The following is a 21,388-nucleotide window of genomic DNA, read 5'->3' as shown; positions in this document are numbered from 1 at the left end:
TCAAGGCGTTGAGGGCTTATTGACATGCTGCCAACAGGGCGCGAGGGTGGTGCCATGCCCACGCCCGACGGCTCCCCCGCGCCCTGGCGGCGGCCCGAACACGACGACCTCGCCGAGCTGGCCCGCGCCTTCTTCACCAAGGAGGTGCTGCCGCACTCCGAACGCCTGCTGGCGCAGGGGCACCCGGACCGCGAGCACTACCGCCGCGCGGGTGAGCTGGGACTGCTCGGCCCGTCGGTGCCCGAGGAGTACGGCGGCGGGGGCGGCGACTTCACCCACGAGGCCGTGGTGCTGCACGAGCAGGCGTACGCCGGGGAGGGCAGCCTCGGGTTGGCCGTACACAGTGGCATCGTCACCGGCTACCTCGTGGCGTACGGCAGCGAGGAGCAGAAGCGGCGGTGGCTGCCCGGCCTGTGCGGCGGTGAACTGGTGGGCGCGATCGCGATGACCGAGCCGGACGGCGGCTCGGACCTTCAGGCGATGCGGACGCGGGCGGTCCGTGACGGCGACGACTACCTGGTCAGCGGCGCGAAGACGTTCATCACCAACGGCGGTCTGGCCGACCTGGTCATCGTGGCGGTCAAGACCGACCCCGAGCAACGGGCGGCCGGCATCTCACTGCTGGTCTGCGAGGTGGGTGGGGACCCGGAGGGGTTCCGTCGCGGCCGGCTGCTGTCCAAGATCGGGCTGCACGCCAACGACACGGCCGAGCTGTTCTTCGACGAGTTCCGGGTGCCGGCGGCCAACCTGCTCGGCGGCGTCGAGGGGCTGGGCTTCGTCCAGATGATGCAGCAGCTTCCGCAGGAGCGCCTGGTCATCGGCGTCGGCGCGGTGGCGGCCATGGAACGGGCGGTGGCGCTGACCGTCGCGTACGCCAAGGAGCGCACCGCCTTCGGCAAGCCGCTGATGGGCCACCAGAACACCCGGATGGTGCTCGCGGAGTGTGCGACGCGTACCCGGGTCAGTCGGGTCTTCCTGGACGACTGCGTCGTCCGGCACACGCGCGGCGACCTGGACGTCGCCACGGCCGCGATGGCCAAGTCGTGGCTCACCGACGGGCAGTGCGAGGTCGTCGACCGGTGCCTCCAGGTCTTCGGCGGGTACGGCTACACGACGGAGTACCCGATCGCCCGCATGTACGCCGACGCCCGGGTACAGAAGATCTACGGCGGCACCAACGAGATCATGAAGGAGCTGATCGCCCGTGCCCTCTGAGGCGTCCACGCGCGGCACGGACGGATCGTCGCGGGGCGGACCGCTGGCCGGCGTACGGGTGGTCGAGCTGGCCAGTCTCGCGCCGGCGCCGTTCGGCTGCATGGTGCTCGCCGACCTCGGAGCGGACGTGGTGCGCGTCGACCGGCCGGGTGGCCCGGGGGCCGGTCGGCTGGCCGCGCCGAGCGGAGGACCGTTGCAGCGCGGCCGGCGGCTGACCGCGCTGGACCTGAAGTCCCCGACCGGTGTGGCGGACCTGCTGCGTCTCGTCGAGCGGGCGGACGTGCTGGTCGAGGCGTACCGGCCGGGGGTCGCCGAGCGCCTCGGCTTCGGCCCGGACGTCTGCCGGGACCGCAACCCGCGTCTGGTGTACGCGCGAATGACCGGCTGGGGTCAGGACGGCCCGCTGGCCGCACGGGCCGGCCACGACATCGACTACATCGCGGTCGCCGGAGCGCTGGAACCGTTGGGCCGGGCCGGTGAGCGCCCGCACGCGCCGTTGAACCTGATCGGCGACTTCGCCGGTGGCGGCATGCTGCTGGCCGTGGGCGTGTTGGCCGCGCTGCTCGAACGGGAGCGCTCGGGCCTCGGCCAGGTCGTCGACGCGGCCATGGTCGACGGTTCGGCGCTGCTCACCTCGTTTCTGCACGGGCTGCTCGGCACCGGCCGGTGGGCGGCCCCGCGGGGGCGGAATCTGCTCGACGGAGGAGCGCCCTTCTACGACACGTACGCCACGGCCGACGGTGGCTTCATGGCCGTCGGCGCGCTGGAACCGGCCTTCTACGGCGAACTGCTGGCCGGTCTCGGCCTCACCGACGCGGACCTGCCCCACCAGTACGACCCGAGCGGCTGGGACGAGCTGCGCAGGGTATTCACCGAGCGGTTCGCCGAGCGGACGCGGGACGAGTGGACGGCGGTCTTCGCCGAGCGGGATGCCTGCGTCGCCCCGGTGCTCGCCCCCGGCGACGCGCACCGGCACCCGCACAACGCGGCCCGGGGCACGTTCGTCGAGGTGGACGGCGAGGTGCAACCCGCACCGGCGCCGCGCTTCGACCGTACGCCGACGGGGCCGCCCGTCCCGGCGCCCGATCCGGAGCGGGACGCGTCGCCGGTCGAGGAGATCCTGACCGCCTGGTCGTAGCCGGCGGGACAGCCGTGCCGGTGTCGCGTTGATACGGTCGTGCACCGACGGTCCGGGGGGAGTCAGTGCATGGGTACGGACAGTTGGAAGGGCCACGTCAACGGGATCCTGTACGGGGTCCAGTTCGACAGCGCGCTCGACGACGCGGTGGTGACCCGGGTCGCCGAAGGGGTGGACGCCGGGCTCTACCCGGGCGACCGGGCCGAGACGCGGGACGCGATCGATCAGGCGCTGCGCTGTTCGGGCCCGCTCAACGACCAGGCCGAGACCCCCCACAGCGAGGACGACATCCGCGCGTTCCTCGGCCGGCTGTCGGCCGCCCTGGCCGCCACCCCTTCCCAGAGTTGATCAAGAGGTTGGCGTCAGAAAACGGCTGCACCCTGACGCAAACCTCTTGATCACCGCCTAACGGGCGGGGTCGACCTTCCTGTTTTGGGTGTCCGGGGTGGGGGACGGCATGATCATGGTGGGGGCGGGTCGCTGTGGGCCGCCTGGGCCGAGGAGGTGCCGGTGCCGGACGCGGAGGACCTCGTCGCCGACGCGCTGGCGGCGGTGCGTGGCACCGACGTACGACAGACCGAACGGCAGCTCGACCGGCTGATGGTCGGCACCGGAACGGCGGACGGCGCGACGGCGGTGGACGCCGCCCTGGCGCGACGACTGATTCGCGGCCTCGGGCGGCTCTGGCCGCGCGGTTGGCAGCCGGTCGACGTACACCGGATCGTCCGGCGTCGGCTCGACGCCGGCGCGGCCCGACTGGTCCGCGACGCGCTGGCCGCGCAGCGACGCGAGCAGGCCGAGCCGGTCCCCGCCTGGTGGGACGACCAGCTCCGCGTGCTCGCCGCCCAGGACCGGGACGCCGCAGGCCAGGGCTCAAGCGCCGGCCAGGGCTCGAAGGCCAGCCGGGGCCGGGACGCCGGCCAGGGCTCGAAGGCCGGCCGGGACGTCGGCCCGGAGGACCTGGTGGCCGACTGGACCCGCGCGGAGGGGCTGGACCGGGTCGACGCGCTGCGCGCGGCGGTCGACGTACTCGCGCTGGTGGAGAGCCTGCCGCCGATCGCGGTGCTGCGCCCGCCGCCGGGATCGACCGGAGCGGCGCTCCCCCGCGCCGCCGGTACGGCCCGCAGCGGGTCGCCGATGCTGGACCGGGTACGCGCGCTGCTGGCGAAGGCGGAGTCGACCACCTTCCCGGCCGAGGCGGAGGCGTTGACCGGCAAGGCGCAGGAGCTGATCGCCCGGCACAGCATCGACGAGGCGCTGCTGGCGGCCGGCACCGAGCGGGGCGACGTGCCGAGCGGGGTGCGCCTGGGCGTGGAGACCCCGTACGCCGGGGCGAAGGCGCTGCTCGTGCAGGAGGTGGCGGCGGCGAACCGGTGTGAGGCGATCTGGTCCGACGACCTCGGCTTCACCACCGTGCTGGGGTGGCCGGCGGACCTCGTGGCGGTGGAGCTGCTCTACACGTCGCTGCTGGTGCAGGCGACGGCCGCGATGCTGCGCGGGCGGGCCGAGCGTCGACCGGGGTCGGGCCGCCGGACGAAGGTGTGGGACGAGTCCTTCCTCAACGCGTTCGCGCTGCGGATCGGTGAGCGGCTGCGCACGGCCACGGACGCGGCGACCGAGGCGGCGGGGCAGACGGAAGCCGGGGCGGATCGGTTGTTGCCGGTGCTCGCCGCGCGGGGCGAGGCGGTCCGGGAGCGGCTGGAGACGCTGTTCCCCGGCGTGACCCGGCACCGGCTCAGCGTGCGCGACGCCGAGGGCTGGTCGTCCGGCACCTCGGCCGCCGACCGGGCGTCCCTGGACGTCGGCGGCGGCTCCACGCCTCGGCAGGTGCCGGGCCGACCCTGATCCGCCCGGCGTGGGAGCGCCACGGCCGGACGTTTCTGCGATTTTCTTCGGTAGGCGGTAGGGAACGGGGTGACGGCTCCGACCCTCCGGTGAGCCGCACCCCAGCCGGGGCGCGACCAGAAACCGAGGAGCATCCCCGTGAAGTACATGTTGCTGATCTGGAACCGGCCCGGCTTCACCGAAGGGCTGACCGAGGAGGACCGCACCGCCCTGTTCGGCGAGGTCGACGAGATCATGAAGGAGCTGGCCGAGACCGGTGAGCTGATCGGCGGCCAGGCGCTGGCCGACCCGTCGCAGACGCAGACGGTCCGGCTGGCCGGCGGTCAACCCGAGATCGTCGACGGGCCGTTCATGGAGAGCAAGGAGCAGTTCGCCGGCTACCTGGCCGTGGACTGCGACAGCCCGCAACGGGCCGCCGAGATCGCCGCCCGCTGGCCGGACGTGCGCTACGGCGGCGCGATGGAGGTCCGCCCGATCATGGACGAGGCCGGGACGGAGATGTGACCGACGACCGGACGGTCGAGGATCTGCTGCGCACACTCGCGCCGCAGGTCCTCGGCCTGCTGGTCCGTCGGCACGGCCAGTTCGACAGGTGCGAGGACGCGGTCCAGGAGGCGCTGCTGGCCGCCGCGACGCAGTGGCCCGGGCAGGGCGTACCGGACAACCCGCGCGCCTGGCTGCTCACCGTGGCGACCCGCCGGCTCACCGACGAGTGGCGCAGCGAGAGCGCCCGCCGGCAGCGCGAGGTCGCGGTGGCGCTGCGCGAGCCGGCGTACGCCCAGGTGGCGCCTCCGGCGGACGCGCAGCCGGCGGTGCCGGACGCGGACGACACGCTGACCCTGCTGTTCCTCTGCTGTCATCCGGCGCTGGCCCCCTCGGCGCAGGTGGCGCTCACGCTGCGCGCGGTGGGCGGCCTCAGCACGGCCCAGATCGCCCGGGCGCACCTGGTGCCGGAGGCGACCATGAGCCAGCGCATCCGGCGGGCCAAGCAGCGGATCGAGGCGGCTGGCGCACGGTTCGCCATGCCCGGACCGGCCGAGCGGGAGGAGCGGCTGCGGACGGTGCTGCGGGTGCTCTACCTGATCTTCAACGAGGGGTACACGGCGTCGAGCGGGCCGGACCTGCGCCGGGCCGAGCTGACGGCCGAGGCGATCCGACTCGGCCGCGTCCTGCACGGGCTGCTGCCCGACGACGGCGAGGTCACCGGGCTGCTGGCGCTCATGCTGCTCACCGACGCGCACCGGGCGGCACGGGTGGGCGCGGACGGGGAGTTGGTGCCGCTGACGGAACAGGACCGTTCCCGCTGGGACGCCGCCGCCATCGCGGAGGGGGTCGCGCTGATCACCGAGGCGTTGACCTGGTCGCCGCCCGGCCCGTACCAGCTGCAGGCCGCCATCGCCGCCGTGCACGCGGAGGCGGCGACGGCGGCGGAGACGGACTGGCGGCAGATCGTCGCGCTCTACCGGCTGCTGGGCCGAATCGCCCCGAACCCGCTGGTCACGCTCAACCAGGCGGTCGCGGTGGCGATGGTGGACGGGCCCCGGGCGGGGCTCGACCTGCTCGGCCCGTTGGACGCCGACGAGCGCACCGCCGGGCACCACCGCCTCGCGGCCGTGCGGGCGCACCTGCTGGAGCTGGCCGGCGAGCCGGCGGCGGCGCGGGAGGCGTACCTGGCGGCGGCGCGCGGCACCACGAGCCTGCCCGAGCAGCGCTACCTGGAGCTGCGCGCCACCCGACTGGCGGCGCGGCGGTGACCACCGCGCCGCCCGCCCGTCACACGCCGACCGCCGGGCAGCTCGCCTGCCGCGCCGGCACGACCTGATCGATCAGGTACGAGTCGACGGCTCGCCCCACGCACGGGCTCGTGGTGTAGCTGCCGTGCCCCCAGCCCTGGTAGGTGAGCAGCACCCCGTGCCGACCCAACTGCCGGGCCACCGCGCGGGCCCAGGCGTAGCCGCTCGCCGGATCGTGCACGGTGGCGGCGATCAGCAGCGGCACGTCGGTGCGTACCCGCAGCCGGTGCTGAGGGTTGGCGACCGTGGGCGTACCCAGGCACGTGACCAGGGCGAACAGCGCCGGCGGGTAGCGCAGGTCGGGCGCGAGCCGGGCGCTGCGGCGCAGCAGCGCGTCGTACTCGCGGTAGTCGCGGACCGGCAGGCTCCAGTCCTGGCAGAAGACCGCGAAGGGGTACGGGACCACGGCGTCGTCCGCCAGCGTGGTGACGCCCGGCGTCGGGGGACCCGCCAGCTTGTCGATCCACTGCCCGAGCCCCGGCCACCGGTCGGTCTCGTAGAGCCGCTTGTGGGCGAGGCGGCTCAGCTCGAAGGGGGCCAGCGGGGCACCGGCCCGGTCCGGGTCGGTCAGCGTGCCGGCCTCGGCCCGGTCGTGCAGCCCGGCCCAGATGGCCCGCACGTCCCGACCGTGCAGGACGCAGTCGGCGGACCGGGCACACCAGTCGAGGAACTCGTCGAACGCGTCCTCGGCGGCGACGGCCTGGGTGTCGAGGAAGGCGCGGGTCTCCAGGCTGTGGTCCATCGCGGCCTCCAGCACCATGGCCCGCACCCGGTCGGGGTACAACTCGGCGTACCGCTCGCCCAGCAGGGTGCCGTACGAGCTGCCGTGGAAGGTGAGCTGCCGTTCGCCGAGCGCGGCACGGACCGCGTCCAGGTCACGGGCGGCGCTCGTCGTGTCCACGTGGTCGTAGAGCGCGCCGGTACGGGCCCGGCAGTCGGCGCGCAGCAGCGCGTTGTTGGTCAGGGTGGCGTCGAACTGGGCCTGGTCGGCGATCACCTGGGGCTGCCTGGCGAGCAGGTCGCGGGAGCAGCGCACCGGGTGACTGCCGCCGGTGCCGCGCGGGTCGAAGCTGACGATGTCGAACCGGCGGCGCAGGTCGGCGCTGAACCGGGAACTGCCGTTCACCACCCGGTCGACCCCGCTGTCGCCGGGCCCGCCCGGGCCGAAGACCAGGGTGCCCTGTCGGGCGGCCGGGTCGGTGGCGACCCGGCGGGCCAACGCCAGTTCGAAACGCTCCCCCCGTGGCCGGTTCCAGTCGACCGGCAGCGACAGGCTGCCGCACTCGGGCGGGGCCTCCGCGACGGGCGGCTCCTCCTCGGGGGTGTCCTCGGCGCAGGGGTGCCAGTCGATGGCGGGTCGGGCGACGGCCGGGCTCGCCGGGGTCAGGCCGGCGGCCGTGAGGGCCAGGGCCACCGCCCAGCCGACTCCGGATTTGCGTACGCGCAGCATGGGGTGCTGTCCTCTCCTGGAAGGAGCGTTGCTGGTGAAACTCGCCCAGCGGGCGAGGTGGTGCTTCTTCCACCCGGGCCGTCGAGTGGCCGCTCGACGGCCCGGGGCCTCGACACGCGGGTCAGTCGACCTCGCGCAGGACACGTTCGAGCGTGGTCATCCGGGTCTCCATTCCGCCCAGCCGACTGTCCATCGCGGCGAGCAGTCGGGCGTTCTCCGCCTGCGCCTGCGCGGCGGTCTCGGCGAGCTTGCGGTAGTCGTCCGCGCGGTTCGCCTCGTACCGGGCCCGCCGGGTCTTGGCGAGCTGTACGACGGTCACGGTGAACACGCTGATCAACAGGGCGAACACCCCGAACGCGCCGACCACCTCGGTCCAGTCGTGCTCGCTCATGACCGCGCCTCCGGCTGCTCGCCCGAGTCGGGCACGGTGAGCGTCTCGATCGCCGCCGCGATGACCTGGGGGGTGAGTGTGAGCACGAACGGCTCCACCTCGTAGTAGTTCATGGCCTTCCCGTCCTCCGACAACTCCATGCGGGCGGTGACCAGTCCGGCCGCCGCCAGCTTCCGTAGGTGGACCTGCAACAGCGCGCGGCTGATGCCCAGTTGCCGGGCCAGCCCACTGACGTACGCGCGCTCGCGGGCCAACGCGGCGACGACCCGCAGCCGGTGCGGGTTGGCCAGCGTGGCCAGCACCCGGATCAGGTCGTCGCCGGTCGGCGGCGAAGCCGCGCTCATAACCAGCCCTTGCACATGCCAATAGAAGTTAGCAGGTACGGCGGCGCGGCGGCGCGGCACGAAGACGGAATCAGGGGGATCTCAGGGTTCGGCGCCCCGGACACGACAGCACGCCGGGCCGGTGATGATCACCGGCCCGGCGTGCGGATTACGTCGTACGTCAGCTCTTGAAGGCGTCCTTGATCTTCTCGCCGGCCTGCTTGAGCTTGGCCGTGGACTGGTCGGCGCGACCCTCGGCCTCGAGCTGCTCGTTGTCGGTGGCCCGACCGGCGCCTTCCTTCAGCTTGCCGGCCGCGTCCTCGGTGGCGTTATTGACCTTGTCGTCGAATCCCATTGCCAACCTCCATCGCAAGCGTCGCTACGAACTCAGAGGTACCCCCGTCGTCACCGGTCCAACCATCGCGGTCGTCACAGTTCGCCAGCGGCCGAACGGAAGCGGCGCAGCCGCAGGCTGTTGGCCACCACGAAGACCGACGAGAACGCCATGGTGGCGCCGGCGATCATCGGATTGAGCAACCCGGCGGCGGCCAGCGGCAGGGCCGCCACGTTGTAGCCGAACGCCCAGAACAGGTTGCCCCGGATGATGCCGAGCGTGCGCCGGGACAGCCGGATGGCGTCCACCGCGGCGTCCAGGTCGCCCCGGACGAGGGTCAGGTCGGACGCCTCGATCGCCACGTCGGTGCCGGTGCCCATGGCGAGCCCCAGGTCGGCCTGGGCCAGCGCCGGCGCGTCGTTGACGCCGTCACCGACCATCGCCACCGAGCGGCCCTGCGCCTGGAGCCGCTTGACCACGTCCACCTTGCCGGCCGGCAGCACCTCGGCGATCACCTCGTCCACGCCCACCTCGGCGGCGACCGCCCGGGCCACGGTGGTGTTGTCGCCGGTCAACAGGACCGGAGTGAGCCCCAGGGCGCGCAGCCGCGCCACAGCCGCCCGGCTCGTGGGCCGGACCACGTCGGCGACCGCGAGCACGCCCCGGGCCCGCCCGTCCCAGCCCGCGACGATCGCCGTACGACCGGCGGCCTCGGCGTCCCGCACGGCCCACTCGACCTCCGGCGGCACCTCGACACCGCGTTCGCGCAGCAGCCGGACCCGGCCGAGCAGCACGACCCGCTCGTCGACCGTGCCGGTCACGCCCAGCCCTTCGAGGTTGGCGAAGCCGGTCACCCGGGGCAGCTCGCCCGCTTCGGCGGCGGCCACCGCGACGGCACGGGCGATCGGATGCTCGGACGCGGCCTCCACCGCACCGGCGAGCCGGAGCAGCTCCGCGCGGTCCTCGCCACTGGCCGGCACCACGCCCACCACGGTCATCCGACCGGTCGTCACGGTGCCGGTCTTGTCCAGCACGACGGTGTCGACCCGGCGGGTCGACTCCAGCACCTCCGGTCCCTTGATCAACACACCGAGCTGGGCCCCGCGACCGGTGCCGACCAGCAGCGCGGTCGGCGTGGCCAGACCCAGGGCGCACGGGCAGGCGATGATCAGCACGGCCACGGCGGCGGTGAACGCGGCGGTCGGACCGGCCCCGGTGCCGAGCCACCAGCCGAGGGTGCCCACGGCCAGGGCGATGACGATCGGCACGAACACCCCGGAGATCCGGTCGGCCAACCGCTGCACCGCCGCCTTGCCGCTCTGCGCCTGCTCGACCAGGTCGGCCATCCGGGCGAGCTGCGTGTCCGCGCCGACCCGGGTGGCGGTGACGATCAGCCGGCCGCCCGCGTTGATCGTCGCGCCGACCACGGCGTCGCCCGGACCGACCTCGACCGGCACCGACTCACCGGTCAGCATGCTGGCGTCCACGGCGGACGTGCCCTCGTCGACGACACCGTCGGTGGCGATCTTCTCGCCGGGACGGACCACGAACCGGTCACCGACGGCGAGCCGGTCCACCGGGACCAGGGTCTCGACCCCGTCCCGCAGCACCGCCACCTCCTTCGCGCCGAGGTCGAGAAGGGCGCGCAGGGCCGCGCCGGCGGTCCGCTTGGACCGGGCCTCGAAGTAGCGACCGGCCAGGATGAACACCGTGACCCCGGCGGCGGCCTCCAGGTAGATGTTGCCGGCGCCGTCGCCGCGGGTGATGGCGAAACGGAACGGGTGCGTCATCCCGGGCATACCGGCGTCACCGAGGAACAGCGCCCACAGCGACCACCCGAACGCGGCGAGCGTGCCGATCGAGACCAGCGTGTCCATGGTGGCCGCGCCGTGCCGCAGGTTGGTCCAGGCCGCGCGGTGGAACGGCAGCCCACCCCAGACGACCACCGGGGCGGCCAGCGTCAGCGAGAGCCACTGCCAGTAGTCGAACTGCCAGGGCGGCACCATGGCCAGCAGGACCACCGGCACGCTCAGGACCGCCGAGACCCACAGCCGGGTACGCGGACCGCGCAGCGGGTCCTGCGGCGGCGGCTCGGCGGTCGGCGGCGTCGGCAGGGCCGCCGTGTAGCCGGTCTTCTGGACGGTCTCGATCAGGTCGTCCGGGGTGACGTCGTCGGCGTACCGGACGGTCGCCTTCTCGGTGGCGTAGTTGACGGTGGCGCTCACGCCGTCCATCCGGTTGAGCTTCTTCTCGACCCGCGCCGCGCACGCAGCGCAGGTCATCCCCCCGATCGCCAGTTCGATCCGGTTCGGCGCCTCGGGCAGCGGTCTGCTGCTGGTGGTGGTCATCGTCCAGTCCCGTCAGTCGTGCCCGTGCCCGGGGGTGCCGTGGTCGGCCCCGCCGGTCGGTGTCGGCTCGCCCGTCGCGGCCGGGGCGGCGCCCGCCAGGATGGTGAACTCGGCGGTGTGCACCTGCCCACCGTGCTGGAAGTCGAGGTAGAGCCGGTAGGCGCCGGCCGAGGGCACCTCGGCGTGGAAGGTGACGGCAGGGCCGGGCGGGGTGCGTCCGTCGCCGGGCGTCCCGTCCGGGTGCACGTGCAGGTACGCCAGATCGCCCCGACGCAGCGCCACCAGGTGCCCGTACGCACCCAGGTAGGGCTCCAGGTCGGTGACCGGCTGCCCGGCACGGCTCACCGTCAGGGTGAGCGCCGAGGTCCGGCCGGGCTCCGGCGTGCCGGCCAGGGTGACGGTGTAACCGTCGACCGTGGTGCTGGCCGCCGGGGCGGGCAGCGTCCGCTCGGTCAGCTCGCCGGGGACGGCCACGTCCACGCCGAGGGTCAACGGCTCGCCCCCGGTCGGGGTGAAGTCGGCGAACGCCCGCCACTGCCCGGCGCCGGCCAGCGGGGTGGCGACCCGCCAGGTGCCGTCCGGGGCGAGATCGGGGTGGACGTGCCGGAAGCCGGACAGGTCCCGGCGGGCGACGATCAGGTGCATCCGTCTGTCGTGCGCGACGTCGTACCTGGTGACCGGCCGACCGTCCGGCCCGTCGATCCGGAACGCGAACTGGCCGGCGGGCGCGGTCACCGGTTGGAGCGTGTAGCCCCGGTCGGAGACGAGCAACCCGCCGGGAACGAGGTCGGCCACCTCGCCGCTCGTGGTGAGGCCCGAGGTGTGGGCGACGTCGGGCCGGTTCTGGGTTACCGGGTCGACCGGGTCGACCACCCGACCGACCCCGTACGCCGCGCCGAAGACCGCCGTGAGACCGAGGGCGAACGCGCCCAGCCTGGTCACCGTGGTCATCGCGGACCTCCGCTCACGCCTCGACGAGGTCGTAGCCGGCCTCGTCGACAGCGGCCCGGACGGCCCCGGTGTCCACGGGCTGCTCGCTGCTGACGGTGACCTGGCCGGTGGCGAGGTCGACCCGCACGTCGCGTACGCCCTCGATCGCGCCCACCTCGGCGCTGACCGCGCTGACGCAGTGCCCGCAGGTCATGCCCTTGACCTGGTACGTCGTGTCGACCATCGGACGTCTCCTCTCGTAGTACCGGTACCCGGTGGGGGTATGCCGGCAGGAACGGACGCTACCATACCCCCCAGGGGTACGCTATCCTCGTCGCCATGACCGCACCCACACCGATCCGCGGGTACACCGCCAGCAAGGACCAACTGCTCGCGCGCCTGCGCCGGGTGGAGGGGCAGGTCCGGGGCATCGAAAAGATGGTCGACGAGGACCGCTACTGCATCGACGTGCTCACCCAGATCTCCGCGATCCAGGCCGCGCTCGACAAGGTGGCCCTGGGCCTGCTCGACGGGCATGCCCGGCACTGCATGCACGAGGGGGCGGCCGAGGGTCGGGCCGACGAGATGGCCAGCGAGATGATGGCGGCCGTCGGCCGACTCATGAAGCGCGGCTGAGCGCCTCACTCCCGCCCGGAATCGAGACGTACCCGGCGCAGCAACTGCGCGTTGAGCGCCACCACGATGGTGGACGCGGACATCAGCACGGCCGCCACCGCCGGGCTCAGCGCCACCCCGGCCCCGGCGAGCACCCCCGCCGCCAGCGGCAGCGCCACCACGTTGTAGCCCGCAGCCCAGGCCAGGTTCTGCCGCATCTTGCGGTACGACGCCCGGGAGAGCCGGACCACGGCCCCGACGCCACGCGGGTCGGACGACGCCAGCACGACCCCGGCGGACTCGATCGCGACGTCGGTGCCCGCCCCGATCGCGATGCCCACGTCGGCGCGGGCCAGCGCCGGCGCGTCGTTCACCCCGTCACCGACCATCGCCACGGTCAGCCCGCGCCGCTGGAGTTCCGCCACCCGGCTGTCCTTGTCGGCCGGCAGCACCTCGGCGAAGACCTCGTCCACCCCGGCCCGGAAGCCCAGGTCGGCGGCGACCGACTCGGCCACCGACCGCGCGTCCCCGGTGATCATGGCAATGGTGCGGACGCCATCGGCCCGCAGCTCGGCGATGGCCTTGCGGGCCTCCGGCCGCACCGCGTCGGTGAGCGCGAACGCCCCGAGCACCGTGTCCGGCAACCGCAGGAGATACAGCACCACGGCACCGCGTGACGACCAGCGGCCGGTCGCCTCCCGCAGCTCGTCCGACAGCGGTCCACCCCGCTCACGCAGCAGGGTCGGCCCGCCCACCGCGTACTCCGTACCGTCGACGATGGCCCGCACCCCGCGACCCGGCAGCGAGCGGAAGCCGCCGGCACGGGCCGGCCCACCGGGTCCGGCCGCCGCCACGATCGCGCGGGCCAGCGGATGTTCGCTGTCGGACTCGACACCGGCGGCGATCCGCAGCGCCTCGTCCCGGCCCACGCCGGGGGCCGTCACCAGGTCGGTGACCTCGTGCGCGCCCCGGGTCAGCGTGCCGGTCTTGTCGAACAGCACCGCGTCGACGGTACGCATCCGCTCCAACGCGAGCCGGTCCTTGACCAGGATCCCGCTTCGCGCCGCCAGCGCCGTGGAGAGCGCGACGACGAGTGGGATGGCCAGGCCGAGCGCGTGCGGGCAGGCGATCACCAGAACGGTGACGGTACGCACCACCGCCTCGTCGGGCTCACCGAGCGCGGTCCAGACCACCAGGGTGAGCACGGCGGTACCGGCGGCCACGTAGAAGAGCGCGGCGGCGAACCGGTCGGCGAGCAGTTGAGCCTGCCCGCCCGAGCGCTGCGCCTGCGCGACCATGCGTTGGATGCCCGCGAGCGCGGTCTTGTCGCCCAGCGCCTCGACCCGGACCCGGATCGCCGAATCGGTGGCGACCGTGCCGGCCACCACCCGATCGCCCGCCGACCGGGCAACCGGGCGCGACTCGCCCGTGATCATCGATTCGTCCAACTCCGCGTCGCCGTCGACGACCCGGCCGTCGGCCGGCACCCGACCCCCGGGTCGGACCAGCACCACGTCGTCGACCCGCAGCCCGTCGACAGGTACGCGCTCGACCCGCCCGTCCGCCGCCACCCGCTCGGCCTCGTCGGGCAGCAGCGCCGCCAGTGCCGCGAGCGCCCCACGGGCCTGCCCGATGGCCTTCATCTCCTGCCAGTGCCCGAGCAGCATGATGGTGACCAGCGCGGCCAGCTCCCACCAGAAGTCCAGGTCGAAGGCGCCCAGGCTGGTCGCCAGCGACGCGGTGTACGCCACGGTGATCGCCATCGCGACCAGCAGCATCATGCCCGGCGCGCGGTCCCGGATCTCACGTACCGCGCCGACCAGGAACGGCCAGCCACCCCAGAGGAACACCACCGAACCGAGCACCGGCCCCACCCAGGAGCGACCCGGCGCGTCCAGCCGGAGCCCGAGCCGGTCCACCACCAGGTCACTGGTCAGCACCACCGGCACGGTGAGCACCAGACAGACCCAGAACCGCCGACGGAACAGGGCCGGGTCGTGCCCGGCGTGCTTGTCGTGCCCGGCGTGCTTGTCGTGCTGTCGGTGCTCGGTGGGTGGCTCAGGCATGACTCCACCATCCGCCGCGCCCGGGGCGGTGTCAGCGGTTCGACTCCCCCGACACGTCCGCACGACCTGCGACCCCCCGCCGCGCTGGTTAGCATCGTCCAGCGATGACCCACCGGATCCCGCCGCCGAGACGGGCGACGGCGCCGCCACGGCGCGGCCCCGTACGGCGCCGACCCGACCACTTCATCACTCTCCGTGATTGCCGGGTCGTCAGGCGGCGAACCGACGCGCTCGTGCCCGCGTTCGTCCGGCGGAACTGAACCGCAGAGGCCGCCGGCACGTACCCCGCACCGGATCGTTGGGAGTCTCGCATTGGGTTCCGACCACAGCCATTCCGCTCGACCCGCCCCGCCCCGGGTACGACGGATCCTCATCGCGACGGTGGTGCCGCTCTTCGTGGCCACCGTCGTCGCCGCCGTGGTGCTGTGGCCACGGGACGGCGCACCGAAGAGCGGCGGTGGGGCGGATCTGCCGCGCCACCACGGCACGGTGACCCGGGTGGTGACCGAACCGTGCCCACCCTCGACGAGCCCGGAGGGCACGCCGAGCGGCGGGCCGTGCGGCACGGTGGACGTACTCCTCGAAGACGGGCCGCGCGCCGACCGGCAGGTGAGCACGCCCGTCCCCGCCGGCCCCGGAGCGCCTCGGGTCGAGGTGGGCGACGACGTCGTCCTGGTCGAGCTGACCGATCCGACCGATCCCACCCTCAGCACCTGGAACATCGCCGAGCACCAGCGCGGGACGCCACTGGTGTGGCTCGTGGGGGTCTTCGCCGCCGCCATCGTCGCGTTCGGCCGGTGGCGGGGTCTGGCCGCGCTCGCCGGCCTAGCCGCCAGCTTCGCCATCCTGCTCACCTTCGTGTTGCCGGCCATCGGCGCGGGCCGGTCACCGCTGCTGGTGGCGGTGGTCGGCGCGGCCCTGATCATGTTCGTGGTGCTCTACCTGACACACGGGGTGACCGCGCAGACCTCCGTCGCGGTCCTCGGCACCCTGGGCAGCCTGGTGCTCACCGGCGTCCTCGCGACCATCGCCACGGCCGCCACCCAGCTCACCGGCTTCGGCAGCGAGGACGCCACCACGCTCTCGATGTTCCAGGCGGAGGTGGACCTGCGCGGCCTGCTGCTCGCCGGGATCATCATCGGCTCACTCGGGGTACTCGACGACGTGACCGTCACCCAGGCCGCCACCGTCACCGAGCTGGCGAACGCCAACCCCGGGCTGGGTCGACGACAGCTCTACCGGGCCGCCACCCGGGTCGGCCGGGCGCACATCGCCTCCACGGTCAACACCATCGTGCTGGCGTACGCGGGCGCGTCACTGCCGCTGCTGCTTCTGCTCACCGCCGACTCGCGCCCCATCGGGCAGATTCTGACCAGCGAGTTCCTCGCACAGGAGATCGTCCGCAGCGCGGTCGCCACCCTCGGCCTGATCGCCGCCGTACCCCTCACCACCGGGCTGGCCGCGGTGGTGACCGCGGCCGGGTCGACGGCCACGCCCGACGCGGACGCCCCGCCACCGCGCCCCCGCGCGGACCGCGCGGAGGCGCTCGCCGCTCTCAGTTCCCCGCCGACGGATCGGGCCGACCGGCCCGATCCACAGCGGAACACACCCCCATCCACCGCCACCACCGGGTGGCCAGAGCCGAACAGGAGCACGGATACGGCATGGTGACACTCCTCAGCGTGACCGGATCGGGCACCCGCCCTGAGAACCGCGTCACTGGTCACTCAACGCCATGGCGAAATGACGCTTTTAGTCGGCATCAGGACGTAGCTCAGGCGGTGGACTCTCGGGTAACCTCGCTGCCGGTCACCGACGAAGGCGCGCAGCGGCGCCTGCGGTGCCACCGCCCAATCGCCAACCGGCGAGCCGGGGACCCAGGTACCTGGGGTGAATCCGCGACAGCGGTAGGGGCCACTTCCGCCCCGAACCCGTCAGCTAACCCGGTCGGCGGTCGACGGAAGGGAAGATTGTGACGGCACCCCTACGCCGCTGGTTGACGCCCGTGGTGGCCGTGTTCGCCGCGCTGACCGTGCTCGCCGGACCCCTCCCGGCCCACGCCGCCCCGACGACCCCCACACCGTCCGGGCACGAGGAGGACGGCGACGAGCCCAAGCTGCTCACCGACGTCATCGAGCAGACCAACCGGGACTACGTGGCGGCCAAGTCCAAACTGGACAAGTCCAAGAAGCGGCAGGTCGAACTCGCGGCAGAGGTCGACCGGGCGAAGGCCGACCTGGCCGCGCTGGCCCCGCAGGTCGCGCAGATCGCCGCTCAGTCGTACCGGACCGGACGGGTCGGCGCGATCGCGATGCTGCTGGAGGCCGACGCCCCGGACTCGTTCGTCCAGCGGGCCGCGGCGCTCGACGAGATGAACATGGTCAACGAAAAGAAGCTCGCCGAGGTCAACGCGGTGAAGTCCCGCGCCGAGGAGGCCAAGCTGGCCCTCGACACCGAGGTCCGGGAGCAGCAGAAGCAGACCGCGCTGATGGCGAAGGACAAGCGCGACGCGGACAAGGCGCTCGCGCTGGTCGGCGGCAAGGGCTTCACCGGCGGTCTGGTGGACGCCACCTCCCCGGTCGCCCGGATCGGCCCGGGTCGCACCGCCGACGGCGACTGGAAGCCCCAGTCGTGCAGCGAGAAGGACCCGACCACCTCCGGCTGCGTCACGCCGCGCACGCTGCACGCGTACAAGGAGGTCAAGCGGGCCGGGTTCAACCGGTTCGTGGGCTGCCACCGCAACGGTGGACCGTACGAGCACCCGAAGGGTCGCGCCTGTGACTGGTCGTTGCAGAAGAGCGGCTTCAGCCCGTGGCACAACGACGACACCCGGATGTACGGCAACAACGTGGCCGCGTTCCTCATCCGCAACGCAGACCGGCTCGGCATCTACTACGTGATCTGGAACCGGCAGATCTGGTTCCCGGCGACCGGCTGGAAGTCGTACAGCGGGCCGTCGAACCACACCGACCACGTACACATGTCGCTGCTCTGATCCGACGCCCAACAGTTCGAGGGCCGTCCCGCGTCGAGCGGGGCGGCCCTCGTCGCGTGTCAGGCGGCGGCGGTCGCGGCCGGGTCGTCCGAGGCGTCGCCGGCCGGTACGGGGGTCACGGGTCGCACCGCCCCGGCGGCGAGCCGGTACGACATCCCCACCACCGCGCACCGCCCCCGCGCCACCTCGTCGGCCAGCACGGGCGACTGCCCGAGCAGCGTCTCGACCGTCTGCGCGATGTGGATGTCGACGATGCCGTCGATGTCGTGCACGCCCTCGGCCGTGGCTCGTCGCAGGCTGGGCAGCACCGCGTCGACCACCGCTGGGAGATGTCCCGGGGGCGCGATGCCGGTGGCCGCCGATTCGCGGGCCGCCTGCACGGCGCCGCAGGAGTCGTGCCCGAGCACCACCACCAGCGGAGCGCCGAGGACGGCCACCGCGTACTCGACGCTGCCCAGCACCTCTGGCCCGGTGGTGTGCCCGGCGGTCCGGACGACGAAGAGGTCACCCAGCCCCCGGTCGAAGATGATCTCGGCGGCCAGCCGCGAGTCGGAGCAGCCGACGATCACCGCGAAGGGGTGCTGCCCGTCCGCCACGGCGGCCCGGTGCCCGGCATCCTGGTTGGGGTGGCGCGGCTCTCCGGCGACGAAGCGACGGTTGCCAGAGACCAGCTCGGCGTACGCTCGGGCCGGCTCGGTGGCGACCGGCGCCTGCTCGACGGTCCGCTGCGTGCCCGGCTGCCCGCCGGGCGTACCGGAACGGCTCATCCCCGCACCTCGTCTCACGCGTTTGACCTGCTCAACGGTCTTTTCAACCGGGCCGGCGGCGGGCGCTGGCTCGCGCTCAACGGTCACACGCACGGCAAGATGCGTCAAGATATGCGTGATTTAGATTTCATACGTTGACCCGGAAAGGCGGCCCCCCACGATGGCGAGCACGACGGCCGGAGGCGGCCGGAACTGGACATTTCTTACCAACCACGGCCATGTGCTGCTCGCCATCGCCCGCGACCCCACCGCCCGGCTCCGTGATGTGGCGGCGGAGGTGGGCGTCACCGAGCGGGCCGCCCAGGCCATCGTCGCCGACCTGGAGGCCGAGGGTTACCTGCACCGCACCCGGGTGGGGCGGCGCAACGAGTACACCCTCAACCCCGCCGGCCGGTTCCGGCACCCCGCCGAGGCCGAAGTGCAGGTCGGTGACCTCCTCGCGCTGTTCACCCCCACCCCCGGCGACGACACTCCCTGACGACCGTCGTGCGCCCCGATGTCGGCCGGCGTCGCCGGGCCGCTGCGCGACGCGGCGCAGCGGTAATCTCTGCGGGTGCGCGAATGCCTGCCGCCGAGCGCGACCGAACCACCCCGCCGTACCGTCCGCGCTGTCCTCAATGGAACGATCGCGACCCTGCTCGGGATCACCCTGGTAGTGGCCCCATGCGTCTCAGCGGCAGCGGCGGCACCCGTCTGCGGCCCGCCCGGTGAGGACGGCCTGGTGGAGATGCCGTGGGCGCTACATCGGCTCGATCCGGTCTCGGCCTGGCCGATCTCGCGAGGCGCCGGGGTGACGGTGGCGGTCATCGACTCCGGGGTCTCGGCCATCCACCCCGCCCTGAAGAACCAGGTTCTCCCCGGGCGCGACTTCAACAACCTGACCGACAACCGAGGCCAGTGCGACCTGGCGGGCCACGGCACGATGGTCGCCGGCATCATCGCCGGCCAGGACGGCACCGGAGCGCCGTTCAGCGGTATCGCCCCGGCGGCCCGCATCCTGCCCATCCGGGTGCTGCCCAACGCCAAGGGCACCAACGACGAGGCGCTGCCCGGGCAGATCGCCGCGGCCATCGACTGGGCGGTCGACAACGGCGCCGACGTGATCAACCTGTCCCTGGTGACCCTGCCCCGACCCGAACTGGCCCGGGCCGTCGAACGCGCCCTCGCCAAGCGGGTGATCCTGGTCGCTGCCGCCGGCAACCGGCAGGAGACACAGGAGGACAAGCCGGCGTACCCGGCCGCCTACCCGGGCGTCATCGCCGTCGCCGGCGTGGACGAGCAGGACGGGCACGTCGGCACCTCGGTCAGTGGCAGCTACGTCGACGTCGCCGCGCCGGGCCTCAACATCGTCGGCCCCGCGCCCGGTGGGGCCGGCTACCTCCCCGAGCCGGCGGGTGGCACCAGCTTCGCCGCCGCGTACGTCTCGGGGACGGCGGCGCTCGTCCGGGCCGCCTACCCGGACCTCACTCCGGAGCAGGTCGCCGACCGGCTGGAACGTACGGCGGACAACCCGCCGCAGGGCCGCAACGCCGAGGTCGGGTACGGGGTGGTCAACCCGTACCGGGCGGTGTCGAGCCTGCTGGGCACCCGCACCAACCCGCCGGTCGGCGCGCTCGCCCCGCCCGCCTCCGCAGCCGATCCGCTGAGTTGGCAGCGCACCGCGGCGATCTGGGCGGCCGTGGTCGGCGCCCTGCTCACCGTACTGCTGCTGATCACTCGGCCGATCGTGGCGCGGGGCCGCCAACGCGGCTGGCGTGCCGGCCGCCGCACCGACCAGCCGGTCGCCGGCTGAGCCCGGTCACGGCGCTGATGCGGTCTACCTCACCAGCGCCGTGCCGCAGCGCTCAGCGCAGGATGCCGGAGGTGCCGCCGCCGTCCGCGCCCCACACGTCCTCGTCCTCTTCCAGCCAGGTGTTGCGGGCGCCGTCCTCCTCGCCGTAACCGGCACCGGTACCCGCGCCGGCCAGGCCACCGGCGCCGCGCGCGCCCGCACCACGCCCCCCTGCGCCCGTCGCGCCGCGACCGGCGCCGCCGCGGCCCGCACCGCCGCCGCCACCGGCGACGCCACCCATACCGGGCGCCATGCCACCGGCCAGCTTGCCGCCCGCGCCGAGCCGACCACCGGCACCCCGGCCGCCACCGCGACCGGCACCCGCCGCGCCGCCACCCATCATCGGGCCCACGCCCGGGGAGACCGCCCGACCGAGCGCGCCGCCACCCGCGAGAGCGCCGACGCCTCCCCCGGCGCTACCCAGGCCGCCACCGCCGCCGAGCCCGGCGGAGGAGCCCAGGCCACCGGAGCCGAGGCCGGAGCCGAGCCCGGGGGAACCGCCACCGCCCGCGCCCGCGAGGCCGCTGCTGAACTCGTCGTCCACGCCGGGTACACCGCCGGTGCCCGGGTAGTCACCCGTGCCGGGGGTGTCGTACCCGCCGGAGAGGTCGGGGTGGGTGCCGGACCCGCTGGGCAGGTCGCCGGTGCCCGGCAGGTCGCTGGTACCGATCGAGGGGGTGGCACCGAGGCCACCACCGCCGCCACCGCCGCCGAGCTTCGGCACGCCACCGCCACCGCCACCGCCGCCACCACCGGTGTCCAGGTCGGGAATCTCGGGCTGCGTCGCCTTCTCTGCAGGGTTGTAAGCGTCGCCGGGGGTGCCGGGGGCTTTGGCCTGGTAGTCACCGCGCACCTGCTCGTAGACCCGGGCGGCGTCCTCCGACTGGTCGTTGATCCAGTCGGCGATGGCGGTCACCGGGTCGAACCAGCCCAGGAAGTCCGGCGAGACCTTCGCCTCGAAGAAGCCCACCCCGAGGGTCAGCTTGGCGTTGCGCGCCTCCAGCACGTCGTTGACGCAGGTCGCCGGGATCGGGAACTCCCGCTGGGCCTTGGTGAGATCGTCGGCGGCGGACTTGAGCGACTGGACGATGCCGTTGCCCTTCTCGGCGTCCGCCACGATGTGCCCGGTGTCCTTGGCGATCTGCTCGACGTGACCCTTGAACGCCTCGTACGCCGGGCCCTTCCAGGTCGTACCCAGATCCTTGATGTTGGACTCGAGGCTCTGCTTGACGTTGTTGAGATTCTTGAGCAGTTGCTCCCAACCGAGTGCGGCGCTCTCCACGTCACCCGGCCGGCCGTCGATGACGACCTTCTGGCACATCTCTTCCCAGCTCAGGCCCATCTGCT

Annotated in this window: 21 protein-coding genes and 1 riboswitch; of the genes, 11 read left to right on the top strand and 10 right to left on the bottom strand. The window is 73.5% G+C overall.

Features of this window, described 5'->3' with window-relative positions:
- Positions 1-54: 54 nt before the first annotated feature.
- From AB0I89_RS11790 to AB0I89_RS11765, 6 genes are all read left to right on the top strand, one after another.
- The gene (locus AB0I89_RS11790) at positions 55-1,215 is read left to right on the top strand and encodes an acyl-CoA dehydrogenase family protein (protein ID WP_357124089.1); all 1,161 of its coding nucleotides are present in this window, start codon (positions 55-57) and stop codon (positions 1,213-1,215) included.
- The gene (locus AB0I89_RS11785) at positions 1,205-2,353 is read left to right on the top strand and encodes a CaiB/BaiF CoA-transferase family protein (protein ID WP_357124086.1); all 1,149 of its coding nucleotides are present in this window, start codon (positions 1,205-1,207) and stop codon (positions 2,351-2,353) included. The genes AB0I89_RS11790 and AB0I89_RS11785 overlap by 11 nt, the downstream gene beginning before the upstream one ends.
- A gap of 69 nt (positions 2,354-2,422) precedes the next feature.
- Positions 2,423-2,701, top strand: a complete 279-nt coding sequence (locus AB0I89_RS11780; protein ID WP_357124083.1) for a hypothetical protein — start codon at positions 2,423-2,425, stop codon at positions 2,699-2,701.
- Between the two features lie 162 nt (positions 2,702-2,863).
- Positions 2,864-4,198 (top strand): DUF2786 domain-containing protein, encoded by a 1,335-nt coding sequence (locus tag AB0I89_RS11775; RefSeq protein ID WP_357124080.1) that lies wholly within the window; start codon positions 2,864-2,866, stop codon positions 4,196-4,198.
- Positions 4,199-4,345: 147 nt separating this feature from the next.
- Positions 4,346-4,702, top strand: coding sequence for a YciI family protein (locus AB0I89_RS11770; protein WP_357124669.1), 357 nt, complete (start codon positions 4,346-4,348; stop codon positions 4,700-4,702).
- Complete coding sequence (locus tag AB0I89_RS11765; protein WP_357124077.1) at positions 4,699-5,952, top strand: DUF6596 domain-containing protein; 1,254 nt, start codon at positions 4,699-4,701, stop codon at positions 5,950-5,952. The genes AB0I89_RS11770 and AB0I89_RS11765 overlap by 4 nt, the downstream gene beginning before the upstream one ends.
- A gap of 19 nt (positions 5,953-5,971) precedes the next feature.
- Here AB0I89_RS11765 and AB0I89_RS11760 read toward each other — a convergent pair whose 3' ends face one another.
- The 7 genes from AB0I89_RS11760 to AB0I89_RS11730 form a co-directional block, all read right to left on the bottom strand.
- On the bottom strand, positions 5,972-7,441 hold the full coding sequence (locus tag AB0I89_RS11760; protein WP_357124074.1) for an alpha/beta hydrolase: 1,470 nt from the start codon (positions 7,439-7,441) through the stop codon (positions 5,972-5,974).
- Positions 7,442-7,562: 121 nt separating this feature from the next.
- A complete protein-coding gene (locus tag AB0I89_RS11755) occupies positions 7,563-7,832 on the bottom strand; it encodes a hypothetical protein (RefSeq protein ID WP_357124071.1) in 270 nt (89 codons plus the stop codon).
- Positions 7,829-8,176: a helix-turn-helix domain-containing protein gene (locus AB0I89_RS11750; protein ID WP_357124067.1), complete on the bottom strand. Its 348-nt coding sequence runs from the start codon at positions 8,174-8,176 to the stop codon at positions 7,829-7,831. The genes AB0I89_RS11755 and AB0I89_RS11750 overlap by 4 nt, the downstream gene beginning before the upstream one ends.
- Before the next feature lie 160 nt (positions 8,177-8,336).
- Complete coding sequence (locus AB0I89_RS11745; RefSeq protein WP_278150219.1) at positions 8,337-8,510, bottom strand: CsbD family protein; 174 nt, start codon at positions 8,508-8,510, stop codon at positions 8,337-8,339.
- 74 nt (positions 8,511-8,584) lie between these two features.
- The gene (locus AB0I89_RS11740; RefSeq protein ID WP_357124063.1) at positions 8,585-10,837 is read right to left on the bottom strand and encodes a heavy metal translocating P-type ATPase; all 2,253 of its coding nucleotides are present in this window, start codon (positions 10,835-10,837) and stop codon (positions 8,585-8,587) included.
- Between the two features lie 12 nt (positions 10,838-10,849).
- Positions 10,850-11,788 (bottom strand): hypothetical protein, encoded by a 939-nt coding sequence (locus AB0I89_RS11735; RefSeq protein ID WP_357124060.1) that lies wholly within the window; start codon positions 11,786-11,788, stop codon positions 10,850-10,852.
- Between the two features lie 13 nt (positions 11,789-11,801).
- A complete protein-coding gene (locus AB0I89_RS11730; protein ID WP_357124057.1) occupies positions 11,802-12,011 on the bottom strand; it encodes a copper ion binding protein in 210 nt (69 codons plus the stop codon).
- Positions 12,012-12,106: 95 nt separating this feature from the next.
- On the opposite strand from AB0I89_RS11730, the gene AB0I89_RS11725 reads away from it, so the two are divergent.
- Positions 12,107-12,403, top strand: coding sequence for a metal-sensitive transcriptional regulator (locus tag AB0I89_RS11725; protein ID WP_355235159.1), 297 nt, complete (start codon positions 12,107-12,109; stop codon positions 12,401-12,403).
- Positions 12,404-12,408: 5 nt separating this feature from the next.
- Here the strand turns inward: AB0I89_RS11725 and AB0I89_RS11720 are convergent, their stop codons facing one another.
- Positions 12,409-14,448: a copper-translocating P-type ATPase gene (locus tag AB0I89_RS11720; protein ID WP_357124053.1), complete on the bottom strand. Its 2,040-nt coding sequence runs from the start codon at positions 14,446-14,448 to the stop codon at positions 12,409-12,411.
- 312 nt (positions 14,449-14,760) lie between these two features.
- Between AB0I89_RS11720 and AB0I89_RS11715 the strand changes: the two genes are divergently transcribed.
- Positions 14,761-16,119, top strand: a complete 1,359-nt coding sequence (locus AB0I89_RS11715; RefSeq protein WP_357124050.1) for a YibE/F family protein — start codon at positions 14,761-14,763, stop codon at positions 16,117-16,119.
- A gap of 166 nt (positions 16,120-16,285) precedes the next feature.
- Positions 16,286-16,417: riboswitch (cyclic di-AMP (ydaO/yuaA leader) on the top strand.
- Positions 16,418-16,420: 3 nt separating this feature from the next.
- Entirely contained in the window at positions 16,421-17,443 is a 1,023-nt protein-coding gene (locus AB0I89_RS11710) for a hypothetical protein (RefSeq protein WP_357124047.1), read from the top strand.
- Positions 17,444-17,502: 59 nt separating this feature from the next.
- On the opposite strand, the gene AB0I89_RS11705 is transcribed toward AB0I89_RS11710, so the two are convergent.
- A complete protein-coding gene (locus tag AB0I89_RS11705) occupies positions 17,503-18,210 on the bottom strand; it encodes a carbonic anhydrase (RefSeq protein WP_357124043.1) in 708 nt (235 codons plus the stop codon).
- Between the two features lie 160 nt (positions 18,211-18,370).
- Between AB0I89_RS11705 and AB0I89_RS11700 the strand changes: the two genes are divergently transcribed.
- Together AB0I89_RS11700 and mycP are read left to right on the top strand one after the other, a co-directional pair.
- A complete protein-coding gene (locus tag AB0I89_RS11700) occupies positions 18,371-18,688 on the top strand; it encodes a MarR family winged helix-turn-helix transcriptional regulator (RefSeq protein WP_357124040.1) in 318 nt (105 codons plus the stop codon).
- A gap of 75 nt (positions 18,689-18,763) precedes the next feature.
- Entirely contained in the window at positions 18,764-20,002 is a 1,239-nt protein-coding gene (mycP, locus tag AB0I89_RS11695) for a type VII secretion-associated serine protease mycosin (protein WP_357124037.1), read from the top strand.
- Positions 20,003-20,054: 52 nt separating this feature from the next.
- On the opposite strand, the gene AB0I89_RS11690 is transcribed toward mycP, so the two are convergent.
- Positions 20,055-21,383, bottom strand: coding sequence for a hypothetical protein (locus AB0I89_RS11690; protein WP_357124034.1), 1,329 nt, complete (start codon positions 21,381-21,383; stop codon positions 20,055-20,057).
- Positions 21,384-21,388 lie beyond the last annotated feature (5 nt).

The organism is Micromonospora sp. NPDC049801 (assembly GCF_040656575.1).
In the GTDB taxonomy this organism is placed as follows: Bacteria; Actinomycetota; Actinomycetes; order Mycobacteriales; family Micromonosporaceae; genus Micromonospora.
This window is presented reverse-complemented; position numbering and strand designations above follow the sequence as displayed.

What these genes read in the sequence shown, in the direction of transcription:
- AB0I89_RS11790 (WP_357124089.1), top strand. Translation starts at nt 55, where the DNA reads ATGCCCACGCCCGACGGCTCCCCCGCGCCCTGGCGGCGGCCCGAACAC.
- AB0I89_RS11780 (WP_357124083.1), top strand. Translation starts at nt 2,423, where the DNA reads ATGGGTACGGACAGTTGGAAGGGCCACGTCAACGGGATCCTGTACGGG.
- AB0I89_RS11770 (WP_357124669.1), top strand. Translation starts at nt 4,346, where the DNA reads ATGTTGCTGATCTGGAACCGGCCCGGCTTCACCGAAGGGCTGACCGAG.
- AB0I89_RS11760 (WP_357124074.1), bottom strand. Translation starts at nt 7,441, where the DNA reads ATGCTGCGCGTACGCAAATCCGGAGTCGGCTGGGCGGTGGCCCTGGCC.
- AB0I89_RS11755 (WP_357124071.1), bottom strand. Translation starts at nt 7,832, where the DNA reads ATGAGCGAGCACGACTGGACCGAGGTGGTCGGCGCGTTCGGGGTGTTC.
- AB0I89_RS11750 (WP_357124067.1), bottom strand. Translation starts at nt 8,176, where the DNA reads ATGAGCGCGGCTTCGCCGCCGACCGGCGACGACCTGATCCGGGTGCTG.
- AB0I89_RS11745 (WP_278150219.1), bottom strand. Translation starts at nt 8,510, where the DNA reads ATGGGATTCGACGACAAGGTCAATAACGCCACCGAGGACGCGGCCGGC.
- AB0I89_RS11740 (WP_357124063.1), bottom strand. Translation starts at nt 10,837, where the DNA reads ATGACCACCACCAGCAGCAGACCGCTGCCCGAGGCGCCGAACCGGATC.
- AB0I89_RS11735 (WP_357124060.1), bottom strand. Translation starts at nt 11,788, where the DNA reads ATGACCACGGTGACCAGGCTGGGCGCGTTCGCCCTCGGTCTCACGGCG.
- AB0I89_RS11730 (WP_357124057.1), bottom strand. Translation starts at nt 12,011, where the DNA reads ATGGTCGACACGACGTACCAGGTCAAGGGCATGACCTGCGGGCACTGC.
- AB0I89_RS11725 (WP_355235159.1), top strand. Translation starts at nt 12,107, where the DNA reads ATGACCGCACCCACACCGATCCGCGGGTACACCGCCAGCAAGGACCAA.
- AB0I89_RS11720 (WP_357124053.1), bottom strand. Translation starts at nt 14,448, where the DNA reads ATGCCTGAGCCACCCACCGAGCACCGACAGCACGACAAGCACGCCGGG.
- AB0I89_RS11705 (WP_357124043.1), bottom strand. Translation starts at nt 18,210, where the DNA reads ATGAGCCGTTCCGGTACGCCCGGCGGGCAGCCGGGCACGCAGCGGACC.
- AB0I89_RS11700 (WP_357124040.1), top strand. Translation starts at nt 18,371, where the DNA reads ATGGCGAGCACGACGGCCGGAGGCGGCCGGAACTGGACATTTCTTACC.
- AB0I89_RS11690 (WP_357124034.1), bottom strand. Translation starts at nt 21,383, where the DNA reads ATGGGCCTGAGCTGGGAAGAGATGTGCCAGAAGGTCGTCATCGACGGC.